Below are 17759 nucleotides of genomic sequence, written 5' to 3' on the forward strand. Positions count from 1 at the left end.
ACCTACCTAAATGCTAGAAAATGCACGGAAAGATTGAGAAGAAATGTTCAATAGCGCTATAGCTGTGAACGTCCAAATAAGCCACTCAACAAGTGGTTTGAAATAGGTTTCGTATGGCTCGCAATGCTGTGAAACCGTAATTGTTTTAGAGTCTCCTGCAACGGAAACATCAAGGGTGAAAGGCTGGCAGCTACCCGTAAAGCCAGCAAAGTTTTGACTGACAAATGATTTAAACTTACCTGTTAAAGTGGTGACTTCTGGGGCTATCTGTACATCTTCTTCCATCCAATCTTGAAACTCTTGGTCTAATTCAGATAGCTCTTCTTCAATATCTTGATTACATAAATCGCCAATACAATCGGGCTGTTCGCCGCCGTCATCATTTAGCGCATCTAAAATGCCCTCAGTATTATCTGATATGTCTTGCAAATGACCGTTAGCATCATCTTGGCCTGAAATGAGACCTTCAATACCGTCCATTAAATCTGAAAGTAAACCATTTGATTCATAAAAACCATCAACAAGATTATTGTTAATAGCATCGAGATTATCGTTAGACTGATTCAGTGCATCGATGATTTCTGTTTGGTCTGTATCATCAGTCGGGTCTGGGTCAGTCGGGTCTGGGTCAGTCGGGTCTGGGTCAGTCGGGTCTGGGTCAGTTGGGTCTGGGTCAGTTGGGTCTGGGTCAGTCGGGTCTGGGTCAGTCGGGTCTGGGTCAGTCGGGTCTGGGTCAGTTGGGTCTGGGTCAGTTGGCTCTACTTCAGTACAGGCAACAGGTTCTTGAGAACCATAAGACACAGGCATGCTATAGCCACCGTTTGAATCAGTTTCAATTGAACATTGTGAACCATCAGGATTATCAAAACAGACTGTTTGTTGCTGGCCTGTGCCAAACACCCAAGGGTCATTATCAGTTGGTGCGGGGCAATCTGGGTCTGTATCAGGGTCAGGCTCTGGCTCAGGTTCACCATCGAGTAACTTTGCACATTGCATAGGTGCAGCTGCTGGGTCAGTAGGCTGAGGGTCTTTCATTACTGGAAATTCATATTCTGGATGTTGTTCAGGTGGGCAAGTGTGTTGCCACTCAGTTCGTAAATATCTTCCCGGGCTTTGACCATTTGCTGTACGTGGGGTATCGGTGCCAAAAGTATCACAATCACCATAACGGCAAGGTGTATATTCATAAGACCATCTATTAGAGCTAGTCCACACTATAGGGCCAACAGATGAATAAGAACCTGATGAAATGTAAGCATCTGTAGAACGTTCGATATATGTTGTCCAAAAAGGCTGGCATACTTTGATATCATTAAACTCAGATGCAATTTCCATATTATTATTATCGCCTTGACACTCAAAATAATAAAAAGGCTGTGAGTCAGGTGCTCTTAAGTCGTTTGGGTCGTATGGTAATGAGCTATCATCAGCAAAGGAAAAAAAAGCGCTTGTAAGCGCCAATATAAATATTAGTAATCGCATAGTTGCGCCTTTTTAAAGTTGGGAAAGGTGGAGACTAGCTCCACCAATTTAGGAGAGGTTAACCCCCGTTAGCGCCTTTAGAGATAAAGCGACCAAGTAGAGAGAAACCGATTGATGATGCAAGAACAACAGCAAGCACTGCAAAGCCAGCAGCAACAGCGGTTGATACGTCACCAAGTACTTCGGTTTGAATTGCTGTTACTTGAGCAGCATCTAATGCAGCATGTGCGCTAGAGCTAAGAGCAGCACCAGCAGTAACGAAAGTTGCTATCACAGCAGCTTGTACTTTTTTCATAGGAATATTCCTTCTAACATTTAATGTGAACGTGACGCTTTTTTAAATATTTCCGCCACGAAGTGATAAACTTTGCCAGCTCCAAAACCTGCAAACCAACAAAGAATTGCTGACCCAATAATCTTGGCGAGTAGTGGGTCAATACTGCTAACGGTTTCCACTGATGAACCCCGCATAAAATGAACCAAGCATAATGGCTGTAACAATGAGTGTTTGATAATCCATAATGAGATCCTTTATTAATGGGTAAATCTGCGGCATACCGAAAATTACTTAGGCTTACTTTCAGTTGGTAGACTGTGTAAGCGGAAGCCTTTCCAATCCATCTGGCGAGCTACATTCGCACCTTCGTAATACTCGATATTGAGTAAACAAGGTCTTAAGCCCCAACCATTAGGGTCTGATTGCATTTGCTCTAACTGTTTGTAAGTGCCGTCTGTGTATTGGTCAGCAGAGACTTTTACAGACAGAATTTGTGCAGGGTTCTTTGTGTGAAGCTTAAACTCTGCGGTTGTTGGAAGTGGCGCACCTTTATCGTCAGTACGATTGATTGGTGCTAAATCCGTGATTGCGCCTTCAATATTCATAGCTAGTTTCCTTAATGAGTGGTCGATAAATTAAAAGTTACAGTTAATGACACAAGTCCAAGTTCGCGATTTCATCGCTCATAATGTTGCCTGCAAGTGCTTCGTAATCCATGAACAAACACATGTTTTGATAGTCCTCTAAAACACATGCTTCTAGGAATTGCATTTCTTCTTTGGTTGGCTCGAATAAACGACCGTCGTCATGCCAACCTTGAATCTGCTCTGATACGCCTATCATGATTTTGCGCTGAGCCTTAATGTCGGTTTCAGTCAAAATCTGTGACGTACCGCGACGAGTGATAACAACAACGGCATCCCATGCCACACCTAAAATACGGTTGGCTGGTTGGTCGCCGTATTTGGTGGCAAAGTAGGGCGATTGGGTTTCGCTTCGGCTAATCTCGCCTGTAATTTGGTCAACAATGTCAGGTATCTGATAGTGCAGTCTGAGCGTTTGGTCTTTACGTTTAACTTGTACGCCGCCCATTGCTAAACAAAATGCTTTCCAGTCAGAGGAGTCTGCAGCTTGGCGAACCTTTTCTAAGGCATATTTTGATACGGTATCTAGAGTGGTTTTCATTGCGTTTGCAACCTCGCATTTGCCTTGTTCGCCTTGGCCTAGTCGTCTAAGTTCACGCCATAAACTGACAGATGGCCCACCGATTTGCTGAAAGCGTCTAATGTTAAAAGTGCTTGCCCATGTTGATGCACGTTCGGCAGCATCAGCGGGTAATACGTTAATTTCACCAGCTTGAGAGCAAGTGACTTTATCAATGCAATCACCAGTAACAGCTTTAGTAATGTATTTAGCAATGTAACCAGCCGCAGAGCCTTTGTTTTTGTTTATAGCTATTGCTTTAAAGCGGGTTGTTTTTGATTTAAATTCGTCTGGTGTATCTTGGGTACAAAGCTTTCTAAGTATGTTACGTACTTGAGTTGCTTCACCTTTTTCCATGAATAAAAGCATGTGCCAGTGTGGGCAACCGTCATGATGTGGTTCAACAACTCTAAATCCGTATGGTCTTAAATCTTGCTTAGCGAATAGGGCGCGGGCACGTTTCCAAATATCATTAAAGTATTCTTGTGCTTCTTGGGGTGTTGAGCCGTTATATTTTTTATTGGGTATGCCTGTATGGTGTACTGAATGAAAACGACTAGGCGCTGATAAAGTATAAAACTCACCACGATGGCCATACATGTCTGCTAGTTCTTCGAAACCACGAATACGAACCATAAGTTCGGCTGCTTGTTGTTTACCTGATGTATGTGAACGCTCAATGATTGATTGCAGTGTTTCAAATTCTTCAAATGGATTTGATTCATTAGGAACAACAAATAAATCAGACATGATTTGCTCTGATTTTCGTTTTCTATCACGGCGGTTCTGGATAGTTGGTTGTGATACATAAGCGCTCGCTTTTTTATGTACGAGTCTTAAATCACGGGCTAATTGTTCGATAGTAAACGCTTGGATTTTGCGTAATTTTCTACGCCACCAAATAGGGTCTGCAAAACGGTTAAGTGCACCAACTAATGAGGTGGCAGAGTAGTTAGAGCAATAGGGTGCTGACAATTCAGGCTCTTGAATATCAAAGGAATTTACAAAGTGACGAAGGTATTTATAAGTAGAAAATGTATAGCCTGATTTGCTTATTTTAAGCTCGCAATAGCGAGCTTTTTTATCTGAAATATCGCAAAGAACATCATCGTTACACGATAAATTTATATACCCATAAACAGGGCTTCCGCGTCTTAAAACTGTATCAGCGTGTTTTAAACGTTTGTCTGCTTCGGCTAAGTCATGGAATTTTTCAGCAAGAAAATAACCGGTGCTAAGCATGTGTGACAGGTTGGAGTGTGTCTTGAAAATTCTATTTCTGAAAGACTGACTATCAAAATAAAACCCTGTTTTAGATTTAGTAACACGGTCATGAATACCAATATCATCATGAACTTTATCAAAGTTAGCAGTTAAATGAATTGCAGTATTTACTGGGAATACTTGGGCGTATTGGGTAGATGATAGTGCAGTCATTATCTAGTCCTTACTATCCATATAAGAATTTTTGAATGCTGCATTGATAGCCAGAAATGCAGCAATAATTACAAACAAGTACAGGCCTAAAAAAATAATTAGAGTAACTGGGTCAGGAATATCGATTGAGAATGTATCGAGTAAATATTGAGATAAAGTTTGGTTTAGCTCATGCAATTTAGTGAAACTCATATCCGTATTCCTTGTTAAAGTCCGATACTATTCAGTATTGGACATTATATGCATATCTAAACACTCGAAATAGAGTGCCAGAATGTCAAAAATAAACACTCCTTAATGAGTGTTGGCTAAAATCTAGCACTCACTGTAGAGTGTTGTCAAAAATTTATTTCTCATATTTGAGTGCTAAAATATAAAAAGAGGAGAAAATACTATGTCTTTTAGCTACGAACTTATTGAAAAGTACAGAGAATTCAAAGGTTACAAACAGGACAAACAAGTTTGTGCTGATATGAATGTTTCTACTGGTAATGTGACTGATATCAAGAAAGGTCGGAGACACTTAACGGCCAATCAGTGTATTTATCTATGCAATCAAATGGGCATCGACTTTAAGCCTGCTTTGATAGAACTTGCAAAAGAGAAGTCTAAAACCAAAGAAGAAAAAGCAGCTTGGGAAGAAGTTGCAAAAAAGATTAGCGCTGCGTGTGTAGCGGGTTTGCTGTTATTAACAGCTTCTATCACCCAAGTACAAGGGCCGCTTAAGCGGATACGTAACTACCCATAATTTATATTATGTTAAATTAGCAAAATAATTAAAAGTGGGTGTTGTTCCACCCACTATCTTTTCAGTTTAAGTCAGTATTTAAATCTTAATGAAACCTAATCAACGGGTTAAAAAATAACTTTCCCAAACATGTCGTTATTCCGCTTATTTAATTGATTTTTTAATAGCTCAATAAATTTACTCTTGGAAATGCCTAAGGCGCTAAGATTAATATTTGAAATATTCAATTCAGAACCATCAAGATTTTTATAGCTATCCATCTCATTTAACTCTTCATTATTCACGAACACTTTAAAGTCAGAATCTATAATGATATCCCCTGAGTCATAGAGACCATGAATGTCTTTTCTCAATAGAAAGCAATTCCATGGATGAAAAGACTCATCAAGTACTGAAGCCTTGTGAGCTACTATATGTGCTGCTTCTAAAGCAGATGCCGGTGCATCACCAGTTAAAATGCATTTTCTGCCGTATACACGAAATGCATTTATCCTAAACTTTCCTTGTGCATCACTATCACGCGCCGAAGACGTATTTTGTTTATTTGGATTGGCATCTATGCGACTACACTTCAACTGTAGGTTAAAGATAAATGTTTCTGACTGCTCTTCAGGGTCTGGTAATCTGGATTTATAGTAATCCTTAGCACAAACCCCATTTATAATTTTACGATGGTAAGCTATAGATAAAGGCTTGGCTTTTTCGACTTGCATGTCAGTAAGCTTTTCTTTAACTGACTTTATTCCTGCAACATAAAACCTTGGATGCTTACTTTGAAAGTTAAGGGTGAAAATTGCTAAGCCTTTATTCGGCTTGAATCTACCAAACTCTAACCTGCTGTTATTTTCCCTTGTCCAAATATCTAGCGCCCCAATCTGCTTATGCAAAGCTTTAACAAGCCATTTAATAAATTCCATAGTGTTTTCACTGACGCCTCCAACACTTTCCTGAACACAGAATAATATTAATGCTTCTTCAACTTCTTTAAGTCGTACTGGAAAATCACTTCCAACTTTAACAAGTAATCTTTCACTATCTTGCATCAACATCCCTCTTTAATTCTTAAATTTTGACAAGTTAAGTTCGCCCAGCAATTTAAAAATACTATTAGCCCTATCATGTATTTTGAGCTTGTACCTAATTTCATATTCAACACCATGGTACCAAATTAAAGAATAAAGCTTAACATAAAAATCAATGCGCTAAGTTTATATGGTATTAAGCGGTTGGTGTTGTAATTCCTGCCTTTCAAAGTAGAGGTTCAATCATTCGCGCAGCTGCCTAGTTGTTAAGCTATTTAGATTCGTGTAAAAAGGAGATTTTATACGAAGGAACGGTAATGACCGAACAAAAGAAAACCCAAAAGCAAGAAGCTGACTTCATAAAATTAATTATAAACATAGCAGTATTTGTACTTCTAATAGTTGGCGCTACTTTTGGTATTTTTTTTGATTTTACCCCCTCTAAAGAACTAGAAACATGGGTTGATACAGCAACTATTTTCACAGGCGTTGCTACTCCAATTTTGTCCACTGTATCAGTTTTTCTATTGTATTTTGTTTGGAAAGATAACCGTCGTGAGCTTGCTGCAACAAAGCAGGCACTTACTGAACAATCAGACACCCAAAGTTTTAGTGTAATCAAAGATGCCGTTTTTGATGTCGCAGGGGAAATTAAGACTGAACTTAATAGAACTGCTTTATTTGCTTATGATGAAAAAAGATGTTTCTTGGAGTTGGATAACTCTAATTTATATAAATCTCTTGTAAAAGAAGATGATAGTGAATTTGTAGACAAAAAAAATATAAAATTAGATCTCTTTTTAGAATATTACTATGAGCTTTTTCGTCCACGTGACTATATTGAATTAAAACCATTAAACAGTAATGCGCTAAGACAACTGATTTTTTCAGAGCCTTTTGATTCATGTATAGATAAGACAAAAATGCTTGGTCTATTCCTCTCTAAAGTTAAAAGTGATGAATACAAAAGCATTTTAAAAATAACACTTTTCACAAAACTTGGGGTCTATACTTGCTTACTCATGACGGAAATATCACATCGCCTCTATCATGATTCAAAATATAATGATGATACGGCACTACTTGTATTTCGTGAGGTTGCTGAATTAACATATAGCCAACGTGAAGTAAATCATTACCTGATATTGTAGTTAACGATTTAATCAAGCTTAAGCTAATTTAACGATGTAAACCCCTTTCCAGCTGAATGCTACTACTCCCCTAAATTTTATACTCGTTACCAGTGTTTGACTTAAAGCCTGGTAACGATGACAGTTCCACTCCCCTTACCGCCCCCCTAACTTTAAGTTAGTGCCGAATAGTCAAGTGCATTAAACAAACCCAATAACTCCATTGAGGTTTATGTCCTTGAGGGTACGATTGGGTAATCACTTCTCCCAATCAAACACCCTAGCAACGCCAAGTACTATTTCATGCAGCAGAACAAAAGCAGCGCCGTATAAGGTGGCCCAAATTGGGATGATGATAAAATCGAGGGTTGAGGTGGATGATGACACGGCGACTTCTTGGTAATTTGTAAGCCAGGGGTAAAAGCCAAAGCAGTATAGAATAACGATTGGGGCTGCAAACAGTATTAAACGCAGTTTTCGCTGTTTAAAAAACGGGATAAATGAGCTGACTAGCATTAATAATAACGGCACGAACACATAGATCACCGAAGTAAAATCATTGAGCGTCATGCCTAAACCTATGGTTACTATCAGCATGAATAAAGCAGTAAAAATGCGGTAAGCGGCTGTAAAATTCATTGTCATTCCTTGTAATGTATCTACAACCACCCTAGCACGCTTATTTATAACTGGCTATTTTATAATAAAATTTGCCTAGTGCAGCCGATGCTTTCTACAAAGTGTTTATCATGGCTTACGAGTATAAACCCACCTTTAAAACCCAGTAATGACTGAGCCAAGAGCCGTTTTGACTCAAGGTCGAGATGATTATCGGGCTCATCGAGTAACAAAAATGCGGTGCTTTCAATATTACTGACGATACACATGGCGAGCTTAATTTTCTCGCCGCCACTTAAAAGTGATGCATGTTTAAAAACAGCGTCTTTTCTAAAGCCAATACTGGCAAGTAGAGTACGTACGGTGCTTTCATCTAGGTTTTTACAGTAAGTCATCACGTTTTCAAGCAGGGTTAGCTCGTTGTTTATTAATGTAAAATGTTGGTCTAAATAATAGAGTGCTTGATTGCAATGTAACTGCCCTGCTTTTACTGGTATGTCGTATGTAAGAGTTTTTAGTAAGGTTGATTTACCAGTGCCATTAGCACCCACTAAATAAATTTTATCATCACTGAACACCTGAAAATTAAGCGGCTTTTGTGTTCCGTATGCTAATACCACATCCTCCAGGCTAAGTGTTTTTTGGTGCTTAGCTTCATCTGATTGCGCTAAATAAAATTGCTGCGCTTTAACATGTTCAAGCTGGCTACAAAGCTCTTGTCTATTACGAGTGAGTTCACCTTTTCGCTTAGTGTTGTTTTTACTTTGTGAAGATAAATTAGCGCTGGCTTTATCTTTTTTAGCATCCATCAACACTTTAGGCTGGCTGCCTGATTTTCTCAGCGCTGCGCCTTGGCCTGCTCGTTTTTGTGCTTTTTGCTTTTGTAATTGCTCTGAAGCTTTTAGTTTAGTTTGCTGTTTAACAACGTGATTTAATTTATTTTCAAGCGCAGCAACTTGCTGCTGTTTTTGTGTTTGATACTCAGAAAAACAAGTACCATATTGTGTTAAACCAAGAGTTGTTAGCTCCCAAATTTCATGGGCTTGTTCTAATAATTCTTTGTCGTGACTTATCAGTAATAGTTGGCCTTTAAATTTATGTATTTGCTTTATAAGCCAGCTTTTGCCTTTTGCATCTAGGTGGTTTGATGGCTCATCAAGTATTAAAATGTCGGGCTTTATGCAGGTAAATAGTGCCCAAAGCTTTAATTGGCTAAGCTGACCGCCACTTAAATGTTTGCTTAATGAGTAAGGGGTTTTGTTGTTTATGCCAAGCCTTACAAGTTCTGCATTAAAGCGCTCTGCTAAGTCCCAATTACCCTCAAGCAAAATTAAGTTTTGCTCTGTAACTTGCCCTTGGTTTATAGCATCAAGGGCATTAAACAGAGGCTCTAGCCCAATAGCCTCTCCAATTGTTAGCTTTTCAGCCTGATTTACATCGTTCATTTGCTTATAAAAGCCAAGGGTTGAATGGCAAACAACCGTGCCAGAGCTTGGCTCTTTTTGCTTAGCAAGTATTGACGCTAATATAGATTTACCGCAGCCATTTCTGCCGACTAACGCGGTGACTTTAGCTGTGAGTGAGAATGAAAGGTCGTTAAATACAACAGCGCCATTGCCATGTTGATAACATAAATTAAAAGCTTGAAGTTGTGGCATAGTGCCTCCTGTATTACAGGGGCATAAGCGTTTGATCACACGAGAAGTAATATATTAAAAGTGATAGTGAGCAACGCCTACTAACCCTGTTGGTCCAAAAAGATAAAAATGAAATTGGATAACAGGTTTAGTTGTTCATGTTGGCGGTAACTCCTAATAAGTGAGGCTAGATAATAACCACCCAGTGCTCAAATGGCAATGAGTTATGATAGTCTTAAGCTACACACTGCTTAAAGGAATGTATTTTGAATTTAGTTAAAAGCCCACTTGCCTCACAAAACCCAATTCAAGTTAAGATGCAACTTGAACAAAGCAAACGTGTATTTGTTATTGGCGATTTAGATGCAGATTTAGCTAAATTTGAACAGGCGCTTTGTTCTGTTAATTTTAACCCTAGCGAAGATATCTTGTTTTCACTGGGTGATGTGATTGATCGGGGTGAGCACAGCATTGCGTTACTTGCGCGTTTTAAAGAGCTTGGTGTACATATGTGCCTTGGTAACCACGAGCATATGTTGCTTGAGTCATTACTTGCACGCGATAAAGGTTACTACCGTTTATGGGTTGAGAACGGCGGCCGCTGGCATCTTGAAGCAACCGATGAAGATCTCGCATTTGCCTGTAAGCAGCTACTTAAATGCCCACTTTCTTACTATGTTGAATACGGCACATTAAAAATTGGTTTATCGCATACCACCTGTGCTGAATGGGATTGGCAAAATCCTTCAAACGACAAACAACAAGCCATAGGTGCTTTACTTTGGGATAGAAGCTTAACCAAAGCGAAAAAGCCGGTAATTAACCCAAGTATCGATTTTTCGGTGCATGGCCATAACACAACCAAACAGCCCTATTGGCTTGGCAATAGTTACCATCTTGATACAAACTATCTCAGCGGTAAGCCCACTATTGTTGAACTTAACACGCTGATCAAACAGTTTTCATCAATGTAAACTTGCCAGTCGTTCGACCGTTTTCTCTTCAAGGTAGTTTTTGTAGGTTAGCCTTGCATGCCACAGTTGCTCATCAGTTTCTTGAATGTAGATGATTGGGCCGGCACTTTTACTCGCTAAGCTCGTTAGTTTGCTGTATTCACGCGTATCAATTTTGCCATCGCTAAAGTAGCTTTGCGCCGTATTTAAAAACTGATCGTCTTTATAAATATCGCTATGCCAAATAAGCGAACGATACATACTAGCGGTTATCTCGGTTGGCTTATCGTTGGAACGGAAGAGTTTAACTTCGGTGTAAATTGAATTACCAGTAATTACAATCCCTATTAACGACAACGTCGTAAGAGTCATCATCCATTTCATGCTCTGTTCCTTAAAGTTAGGTACTAATTTAACTATAGGAGAGAAAGATGAATGTATGCTGTTTATTTAATCAATTAGGATTGGCAAAACTATTTTCTGGAGACTTAATTGTTGTTTTTAGTCCCTAATTTACTGCTTTAGGGTATAGACATTAATTTGTGTATTAGGCTAAAAGGCCTAATACACAAGCATCACACTAGTGAAGCGCTGCTGTAAACGGAATATTTTTACAGATTTCGGCTTCTGCGATAAGGATTTCTTCAAGGCGTGTATCAACCTCTTGCTTGTCGAAATACTCGTAGGCAAGTTCAACGAATAAGTTTTTATGTTTTTCTTCTGATTTAGCAATCGCGACATAAAACTCTTTTTCTTTGCCTGCTGGTAAGGCTTCTGCAACAAGCGAAAAGCGCTCGTGCCCGCGTGCTTCAATAACGCCTGCTACTAATAAACGGTCCATTAAAAATTCATCACGACCATTTCTAAATACCGCACGAATTTGTTTGATATAAGGATCTTTTTGGTCATTACCAAGTGATACATCACGTTCCATTAATAGCTTTAAAACTTGTTTAAAGTGGATCATTTCTTCCAGTGCAAGGTCTGTCATGGCTTTAACAAGCTTACGACGGTCTGGGTAATGAGAAAGCATAGACATAGCCATACCTGAGGCTTTTTTCTCTGCTGCAGCATGATCTTGTAAAAAGGTATCGAAGTCAGCTAAGACACCTTCGGTCCATTCAAATGGTGTGTGGTATTTCAATTCAAACATGATAAGGAACAACTAAACTTATAATGGCGGCGATTTTAACGTATTTTACGTGTGATTATAACCAAGAGATTTATCAATTTTACCACTTCGGGTTGATGACACTTTATCGGGGTGTTTTATGTCATTCCAAGCTGTGACCTTACCGCCTATATTAAGCTGTTTAAAACTAATTGGCTGCTCGGTATTTAAAAACTTCTGAAGTAATTGCGGGCTATTTGAGTCTGCTACATCAAGCGTTAACAATTGCTGTTCACGCCCTTTAAAGTAGTTTGCTACTTGTTGTTGATGACGCTGATAACACGCTGTGAGGTACTCATCAGATTCTAACTCTGCCAAGCTATACTGACCAAAAACATCTAGATAACAGCGCTTTAAATGGATATTAAAACCACCGTCTGGGCGCATTAAATTTGTGTGCATACGTGATAATAACTGCTTAATCGAAGGCAGCCACTTAATTAAATCGCGCTCAAGGTTAATAAACCGGCTATTTGCAAATTGTTCATCAAGTAAGGCGTACTCACTAAATACCGGGGTATCGGCAATAACGTCTGCGCTTGTAATTGCTTGTTGGGTATAGGCTGTGTGGGCGGTTTTATATCCGAGTTGTAAAAAGCTGTTACAGATACTGGTTGTGCCGGTTCGTGGTAAACCGATTATAAAAATTTTAGAGCTCATGGCACCTGATCAAATGATAACCACAGCGATTTGTCGTTGACTGGGGTTAACCTTGGTAAATCATAATTGCGCAATTCTATAACAATTTTGTCGTGTAGGTGGGCGTTTTTGATGATTTCGCCGTTGTACTTATAAAAAAGTTCATCAAACTCGCCCGTCTCACGCATGATTTTTAACCCCTTATTTACTGCTTTGGCTATTTCAGGGTCATTCTTGTTAAAGAAAAAATAGATTGGGCTTTTATATTTAAGCATTAACTGTGGTAGCACAGCCAAAGGCATTTGGTTCTTAAATACAGCATACTCATCTTTGATTTCGAGGATAGAGCGAGGAAATAAATCGCCACGCCCCCTTTCAAGCATGACAAATAAAAACTCTAAATCTAACGAGGTAGAAACAACTAAGCCGTTATCACGCAATATTTTGGTGTCTGGCCAATCTTGACCTTGTAAAAAGTAGATACTCTTTAAATCGTCTAAGGTTTTTAACTGACTTAGGTGCGCTAGATTTTGCTCATTTATGAACATAACTCGCCAACCAAACAAACCTTTAAACAACGGCACCCGTATTGGTAGCAAGCGCTCTTCTCGTTCTTGATCTGTCATGGTCCAGCTAACATCTATTGTGCCTTTTTCGATTTCTTTTAAAACACGATTTTGCCCTAAAACCTCTGCCGCAGGGGTAAGTGTATATTTATAACCGCTTCTTTTTAGTGCTGTTTTAAGTACAAGAAACGGGTAATAATTATCCTCAATGAGGCTTGGCATCGTTTTAGGGTAAATAATATTGAGTGTTGCTGGAGGGATAGTTACTTCTTTTTTGCCATTGATTGTTTTTACTTCAGCTACGCCTGAAATCGAAAATATCAATAGTAGTAAAGTAAAAACAATCTTCTGCATATTAGAACACCTGTGTAACTAATAACATCACTGCACTGATCAACATAGTTAAGAAAGTTAGCATCATCCCTAATACACGTAATTTCATCAGATTATCAGCGAGTGCATAACTATGACAAAAACGGCCAGCCAAGAGCATTGCCCCTAAAATATAGCAAAAATGGCTTGGAAGACCTTGGTACTCTAATAAAAATAGCATAATCAATGAAAATGGCACATATTCAATAAAATTAGCATGGCTACGTATAGCAGCTTGCAGGCTAGCATCACCGCCATCACCAAGTGAGATACGCTTTGCTTTACGCAGTTTAATTACACGAAAGCTAAGTTGAATGTATAAAATGGCCAAAATGGCAGCAAACGTTGAAACAATCACAGTTTTTCCAATTTTTATTTAAAGTTAGACGCTTAGCACTGTTTATTGCTAGGCTGTTAAGTAAGTAGTTAGGTTAGCTCAGTATGATATTTAATGTCTAACAGTTCTTAAGGAAGTGCATGTTTACGCCAAGAAAAATCGCCGATAACTACCGCGAAATGATCAGTAGTATCGGTTTTTACCCTTCAATGCTCTCTGTGGTGTTTTTAGTATTTGGTTTAATAACCACAGCGGTCGAGTATTCGTCATTGTCAATGGAATTTAAAAAGCTGATCGGCGTGTTACTGGTCGACAGCGAAGAGAATGCCCGAACCATCCTCAGTACCCTTGCAGGCAGCATTATATCGCTAACGGTTTTTAGCTTTTCTATGGTGATGGTGGTGCTTAATAGTGCCAGTGCCAGCCTTTCACCGCGTGTGTTACCAGGGCTTATTACACGTAAGTCACACCAATTAGTGCTAGGGTTTTATCTTGGCAGTATTATCTACACCATATTAATGCTGATAAACATTCGCACTATTGGTGATGGTAATATGGGTATCCCCTCGCTTGGTATCTTCTTTTCATTGGTGTTTGGTTTAATTTCGCTGGGCTTTTTTGTGTTTTTTATTCACTCAATTTCAAAAGCAATTCAGGTCGATAATGTACTAAACGACTTATTTAAAAATACCAAAAGCGAGCTTAAATGCATAATTGACATGCAACAAGAAAACCCTGTTGAACATTTTCCTGAATTTGATGACTGGCATAGTGTTAAAAGTAAAACAGAAGGCTACTTTAAGGGCGCTCATACCGACAAATTGTGCGCCTTGTGCCAACAGCACGGTATAAAAATTTATATTTCGGTTAAGCAAGGCTTCTTTACGGTTAAAGGTTATCCGTTTTTAAAATGTGATACCGACCTATCTGACAAACCTGAACTGGTAGAGCAATTACTAGACTGCTTTATTTTTTATATCGAAGAATATATTAGTGATCATTACCGCTACGGTATGACGCAAATTTCAGAAATTGCCGTTAAAGCAATGAGCCCAGGTATTAACGATCCCGGTACTGCGGTAAAAGCCATTGATATGTTGAGTATATTGCTCATATTGCGTTTAGACATTTACGATGTGAACTACTCGCTTAAACGATGTGAGAACAATCAACCTCACTTGTTTATACACGAAACATCATTCGATGAGCTGCTGCATGATAACTTCACGCCAATTCGTAACTATGCGAAAAATGACGCCTATGTGATGGTGAATGTGTTAGAGGCGTTTAAAAACATATTGTTTAGAGCATCTGATAACGAAAAGGCAACAGATAGCCTATTTGTTTATTTAGGTGCGATTATTGAAGATATCGATAAACATATTAGTAATGAGTACGACCGAGAACAAATTACTAATATGCTAAAAGCGATTGCCCGTATTTCAGAGCAACAGGGTGAAAAATTGCTGGCAAAGTTTACCAGCAACAAATAACTGAATTTAGTTTTCGATTAAATATACCGCATAGCTGCTTGCGGTAATCGTAAGCTCACCACCGTTGTATGCATCAGGTACATAGTTATCTGGTGCGGCTTCTGCCATAACCATTTTGCTGGCACGCATATAAGGTTGGCTTCCTGTATCGAGTGGGCTACTTGAGGCAGTATATAAGCCTTTAAGTTCAACCCCATAATCACTGGCAAACTCTTTTGCAGCAGCACGGGCATCTTTAATAGCAAGCTTTTGCGCTTTCTTTTGTAGCTCTTCGTACTTGCTTGATACAAACTGAGTTTGATTGATTTCATTAATACCCGAGTTCACTAGTTGCTGAAGCATAATCGGGTATTTTTTAATATCAGTTAACGTAACAGATAAGCTACGCGTTACTCTGTAGCCTACAAAGTTTTGCTTACCTGTTTCGCGGTTATATTCTGTTTGACGATGAATTGAGATATTAGAGGCATAAATGCCCTTTTCTTCTACACCTTGGCTTTTAGCAAGCTTAATCGCTTTCGCCATGGTTGCATCGGCTTTGTTTTTAGCGGCAATTAAATCTTTATCTACTTCAACAATACCTACTGTCAGTTTAACGTTATCTGGGATTGCTTTAACCGTTGCGTTACCTTGAATATAAATATGTGGCGCATCAGGTGTAGCTTCTGCTAACACATTAAAACTTAGCGCGGCGGCCATAGTGGTAAAAACTAACTTACGCATAACACTGTTCCTTAATTATAAACTCCGTTCATTATCACCTTAAAGGGTTAATTCAATATGAACAACCCCTATTATTCAGATATAAAAAAACAGGCTTTAAAAGCCTGTTTTTTCAATTACTCAAAGCGTTATAGCTTAGATACTACGGCGCTTATAGTTACGGTACTCTGGAAGCCAGTAGTTTTTCTCGATTGCTGCCCATAGCGCTTCATCGCTCAGCTCAAGTGCCACACCTTCTTCCATTGCTTTTTTCGCTACTGCAAATGCAATTCGTTTACTTAACGCTTGGATTTCAGTTAGTGCTGGTAATAAGCTGCCTTTACCAGAGTTTGCACGTGGTGAAGACTCTGCCAGTGTTTCACTTGATACAATCAGCATTGCATCTGTGATACGCGTTGCTTTAGCAGCAATTACGCCTAAACCAATACCCGGGAAAATGTAGCTGTTGTTACATTGTGGGATTGGGAACGTTTGGCCGTTATACTCAACCGGATCAAATGGGCTACCAGAGGCAACAATCGCTTGGCCGTCAGTCCACTCGATTACATCTGAAGGAAGTGCTTCAACTTGCTTAGACGGATTACTTAACGGGAAGATAATCGGTTGTGGGCAAGATGCGTGCATTGCACGAATAACTTGTTCAGTGAATAAACCAGGTTGACCAGAAACACCAATTAGGATGTCTGGTTGCGCACAGTGCATTACATCTAATAACGATGCATACTCACCGCTGTAAGTCCACTCGCTTAAGCCATCTTTAGATTGGCAAAGTGCTTGTTGGAAATCACGTAAGCCTTCCATACCCTCAGTAAGTAGACCAAAGCGGTCAACCATGAAAATTTGAGAACGCGCTTGCTCATCGCTAATGCCTTCAGCAACCATAGTACTGATAATTTGTTCAGCAATACCACAACCTGCAGAGCCTGCACCAACAAACACCACTTTTTGCTCAGAAAGCTTTGCGCCTTTAACACGACATGCAGCTAGTAAAGAACCTACAGTAACCGCAGCAGTACCTTGAATGTCATCGTTAAAGCTACAGATTTCATCGCGGTAGCGTTTTAGTAATGGCATGGCATTTGGTTGTGCAAAGTCTTCAAACTGAAGTAACACACTTGGCCAGCGACGTTTAACGGCTTTGATGAATAGATCTAAGAATTCGTCATACTCTTCTTGCGAAATACGTTTATGACGCGCACCCATGTACATAGGGTCGTTAAGTAGTTTTTCGTTGTTTGTACCAACATCAATCATCACTGGTAACGTATAAGCTGGGCTAATACCACCACACGCTGTGTAAAGTGATAATTTACCAATTGGAATACCCATACCACCAATACCTTGGTCACCCAAACCAAGAATACGCTCACCGTCAGTCACAACGATAACTTTTACTTTGCCTTTAGTAGCGTTACGTAAAATATCATCGATTTGAAAACGATCTTCGTAAGAAATAAATAGACCACGGGCACTGCGGTAGATGTCTGAGAATTTTTCACAGGCATCACCTACCGTTGGTGTGTAGATAATTGGCATCATTTCTTCAAGATGATCACGCACTAAACGGTAGTAAAGTGTTTCGTTGTTATCTTGAATTGCACGTAGGTAGATGTGCTTATTTAAATTATCGCTAAAGCTTGAATACTGCTGGTAACAACGCTCAACTTGTTCTTCGATCGTTTCATAACGCGGTGGCAGTAAACCGGCTAAGTTGAAATTTTCCCTTTCTTTTTGTGAAAAAGCACTGCCTTTGTTTAATAGTGGCGTTTCGATCAGACCTGGGCCTGAATAAGGAATATAAAGATAATTTGGATCGGTATTTGTAGTCATATTTCCAAGCTTTGATGCGTCATAATTATGACCTGACATTATTACTCTTGAAGGCGAAATTGCAATGACAATTCACCTTGTCAGACCATTGAAGAAAATGAATTTTATGCTCTAAATAGCA

Annotated in this window: 19 protein-coding genes; 4 read left to right on the top strand and 15 right to left on the bottom strand. The window is 39.3% G+C overall.

Features of this window, described 5'->3' with window-relative positions; all coding sequences use genetic code 11:
* Positions 1-6: 6 nt before the first annotated feature.
* The 5 genes from KQP93_RS21665 to KQP93_RS08815 all read right to left on the bottom strand — a co-directional run bounded on the left by KQP93_RS21665 (position 7) and on the right by KQP93_RS08815 (position 4591).
* On the bottom strand, positions 7-1482 hold the full coding sequence (locus KQP93_RS21665) for a hypothetical protein (RefSeq protein ID WP_254907730.1): 1476 nt from the start codon (positions 1480-1482) through the stop codon (positions 7-9).
* 58 nt (positions 1483-1540) lie between these two features.
* Positions 1541-1777: a hypothetical protein gene (locus KQP93_RS08800; RefSeq protein ID WP_217876711.1), complete on the bottom strand. Its 237-nt coding sequence runs from the start codon at positions 1775-1777 to the stop codon at positions 1541-1543.
* Positions 1778-2046: 269 nt separating this feature from the next.
* Complete coding sequence (locus tag KQP93_RS08805; RefSeq protein WP_217876712.1) at positions 2047-2364, bottom strand: hypothetical protein; 318 nt, start codon at positions 2362-2364, stop codon at positions 2047-2049.
* A 43-nt stretch (positions 2365-2407) separates the two neighbouring features.
* Complete coding sequence (locus tag KQP93_RS08810) at positions 2408-4399, bottom strand: replication endonuclease (protein ID WP_217876713.1); 1992 nt, start codon at positions 4397-4399, stop codon at positions 2408-2410.
* Positions 4400-4402: 3 nt separating this feature from the next.
* Entirely contained in the window at positions 4403-4591 is a 189-nt protein-coding gene (locus KQP93_RS08815) for a hypothetical protein (protein WP_217876714.1), read from the bottom strand.
* Between the two features lie 202 nt (positions 4592-4793).
* Here KQP93_RS08815 and KQP93_RS08820 point away from each other — a divergent pair, with 202 nt between their 5' ends.
* Entirely contained in the window at positions 4794-5147 is a 354-nt protein-coding gene (locus KQP93_RS08820; RefSeq protein ID WP_105180526.1) for a DUF3693 domain-containing protein, read from the top strand.
* Between the two features lie 107 nt (positions 5148-5254).
* On the opposite strand, the gene KQP93_RS08825 is transcribed toward KQP93_RS08820, so the two are convergent.
* Positions 5255-6190 (bottom strand): HNH endonuclease signature motif containing protein, encoded by a 936-nt coding sequence (locus KQP93_RS08825; RefSeq protein ID WP_217876715.1) that lies wholly within the window; start codon positions 6188-6190, stop codon positions 5255-5257.
* 296 nt (positions 6191-6486) lie between these two features.
* Between KQP93_RS08825 and KQP93_RS08830 the strand changes: the two genes are divergently transcribed.
* Complete coding sequence (locus KQP93_RS08830) at positions 6487-7320, top strand: hypothetical protein (protein WP_217876716.1); 834 nt, start codon at positions 6487-6489, stop codon at positions 7318-7320.
* Positions 7321-7557: 237 nt separating this feature from the next.
* Here KQP93_RS08830 and KQP93_RS08835 read toward each other — a convergent pair whose 3' ends face one another.
* Complete coding sequence (locus tag KQP93_RS08835; protein WP_217876717.1) at positions 7558-7938, bottom strand: hypothetical protein; 381 nt, start codon at positions 7936-7938, stop codon at positions 7558-7560.
* A 59-nt stretch (positions 7939-7997) separates the two neighbouring features.
* Entirely contained in the window at positions 7998-9575 is a 1578-nt protein-coding gene (locus KQP93_RS08840) for an ATP-binding cassette domain-containing protein (RefSeq protein WP_217874077.1), read from the bottom strand.
* A gap of 245 nt (positions 9576-9820) precedes the next feature.
* Here KQP93_RS08840 and KQP93_RS08845 point away from each other — a divergent pair, with 245 nt between their 5' ends.
* Complete coding sequence (locus tag KQP93_RS08845; protein ID WP_217874078.1) at positions 9821-10528, top strand: metallophosphoesterase; 708 nt, start codon at positions 9821-9823, stop codon at positions 10526-10528.
* On the opposite strand, the gene KQP93_RS08850 is transcribed toward KQP93_RS08845, so the two are convergent.
* The 5 genes from KQP93_RS08850 to KQP93_RS08870 form a co-directional block, all read right to left on the bottom strand.
* Positions 10520-10891: a hypothetical protein gene (locus tag KQP93_RS08850; protein WP_217874079.1), complete on the bottom strand. Its 372-nt coding sequence runs from the start codon at positions 10889-10891 to the stop codon at positions 10520-10522. The two genes, KQP93_RS08845 and KQP93_RS08850, sit on opposite strands and share 9 nt — an antisense overlap.
* Positions 10892-11087: 196 nt before the next feature.
* A complete protein-coding gene (locus tag KQP93_RS08855; RefSeq protein ID WP_058585009.1) occupies positions 11088-11660 on the bottom strand; it encodes a tRNA-(ms[2]io[6]A)-hydroxylase in 573 nt (190 codons plus the stop codon).
* Positions 11661-11705: 45 nt separating this feature from the next.
* Positions 11706-12338 carry a sulfotransferase gene (locus KQP93_RS08860; protein WP_217874080.1) on the bottom strand — a complete coding sequence of 211 codons (633 nt, stop codon included), beginning with the start codon at positions 12336-12338 and terminating at the stop codon, positions 11706-11708.
* The gene (locus KQP93_RS08865) at positions 12335-13237 is read right to left on the bottom strand and encodes a substrate-binding periplasmic protein (protein WP_217874081.1); all 903 of its coding nucleotides are present in this window, start codon (positions 13235-13237) and stop codon (positions 12335-12337) included. The genes KQP93_RS08860 and KQP93_RS08865 overlap by 4 nt, the downstream gene beginning before the upstream one ends.
* A gap of 1 nt (position 13238) precedes the next feature.
* Positions 13239-13613, bottom strand: a complete 375-nt coding sequence (locus tag KQP93_RS08870; RefSeq protein ID WP_217874082.1) for an MAPEG family protein — start codon at positions 13611-13613, stop codon at positions 13239-13241.
* 119 nt (positions 13614-13732) lie between these two features.
* Between KQP93_RS08870 and KQP93_RS08875 the strand changes: the two genes are divergently transcribed.
* Positions 13733-15085, top strand: coding sequence for a DUF2254 domain-containing protein (locus tag KQP93_RS08875; protein WP_217874083.1), 1353 nt, complete (start codon positions 13733-13735; stop codon positions 15083-15085).
* Positions 15086-15091: 6 nt separating this feature from the next.
* Here KQP93_RS08875 and KQP93_RS08880 read toward each other — a convergent pair whose 3' ends face one another.
* Positions 15092-15808 carry an SIMPL domain-containing protein gene (locus tag KQP93_RS08880; protein ID WP_217874084.1) on the bottom strand — a complete coding sequence of 239 codons (717 nt, stop codon included), beginning with the start codon at positions 15806-15808 and terminating at the stop codon, positions 15092-15094.
* 135 nt (positions 15809-15943) lie between these two features.
* Positions 15944-17638 (bottom strand): NAD-dependent malic enzyme, encoded by a 1695-nt coding sequence (locus tag KQP93_RS08885; protein ID WP_217876767.1) that lies wholly within the window; start codon positions 17636-17638, stop codon positions 15944-15946.
* Positions 17639-17759 lie beyond the last annotated feature (121 nt).

It is taken from the genome of Pseudoalteromonas shioyasakiensis (assembly GCF_019134595.1).
In the GTDB taxonomy this organism is placed as follows: domain Bacteria; phylum Pseudomonadota; class Gammaproteobacteria; order Enterobacterales; family Alteromonadaceae; genus Pseudoalteromonas; species Pseudoalteromonas shioyasakiensis_A.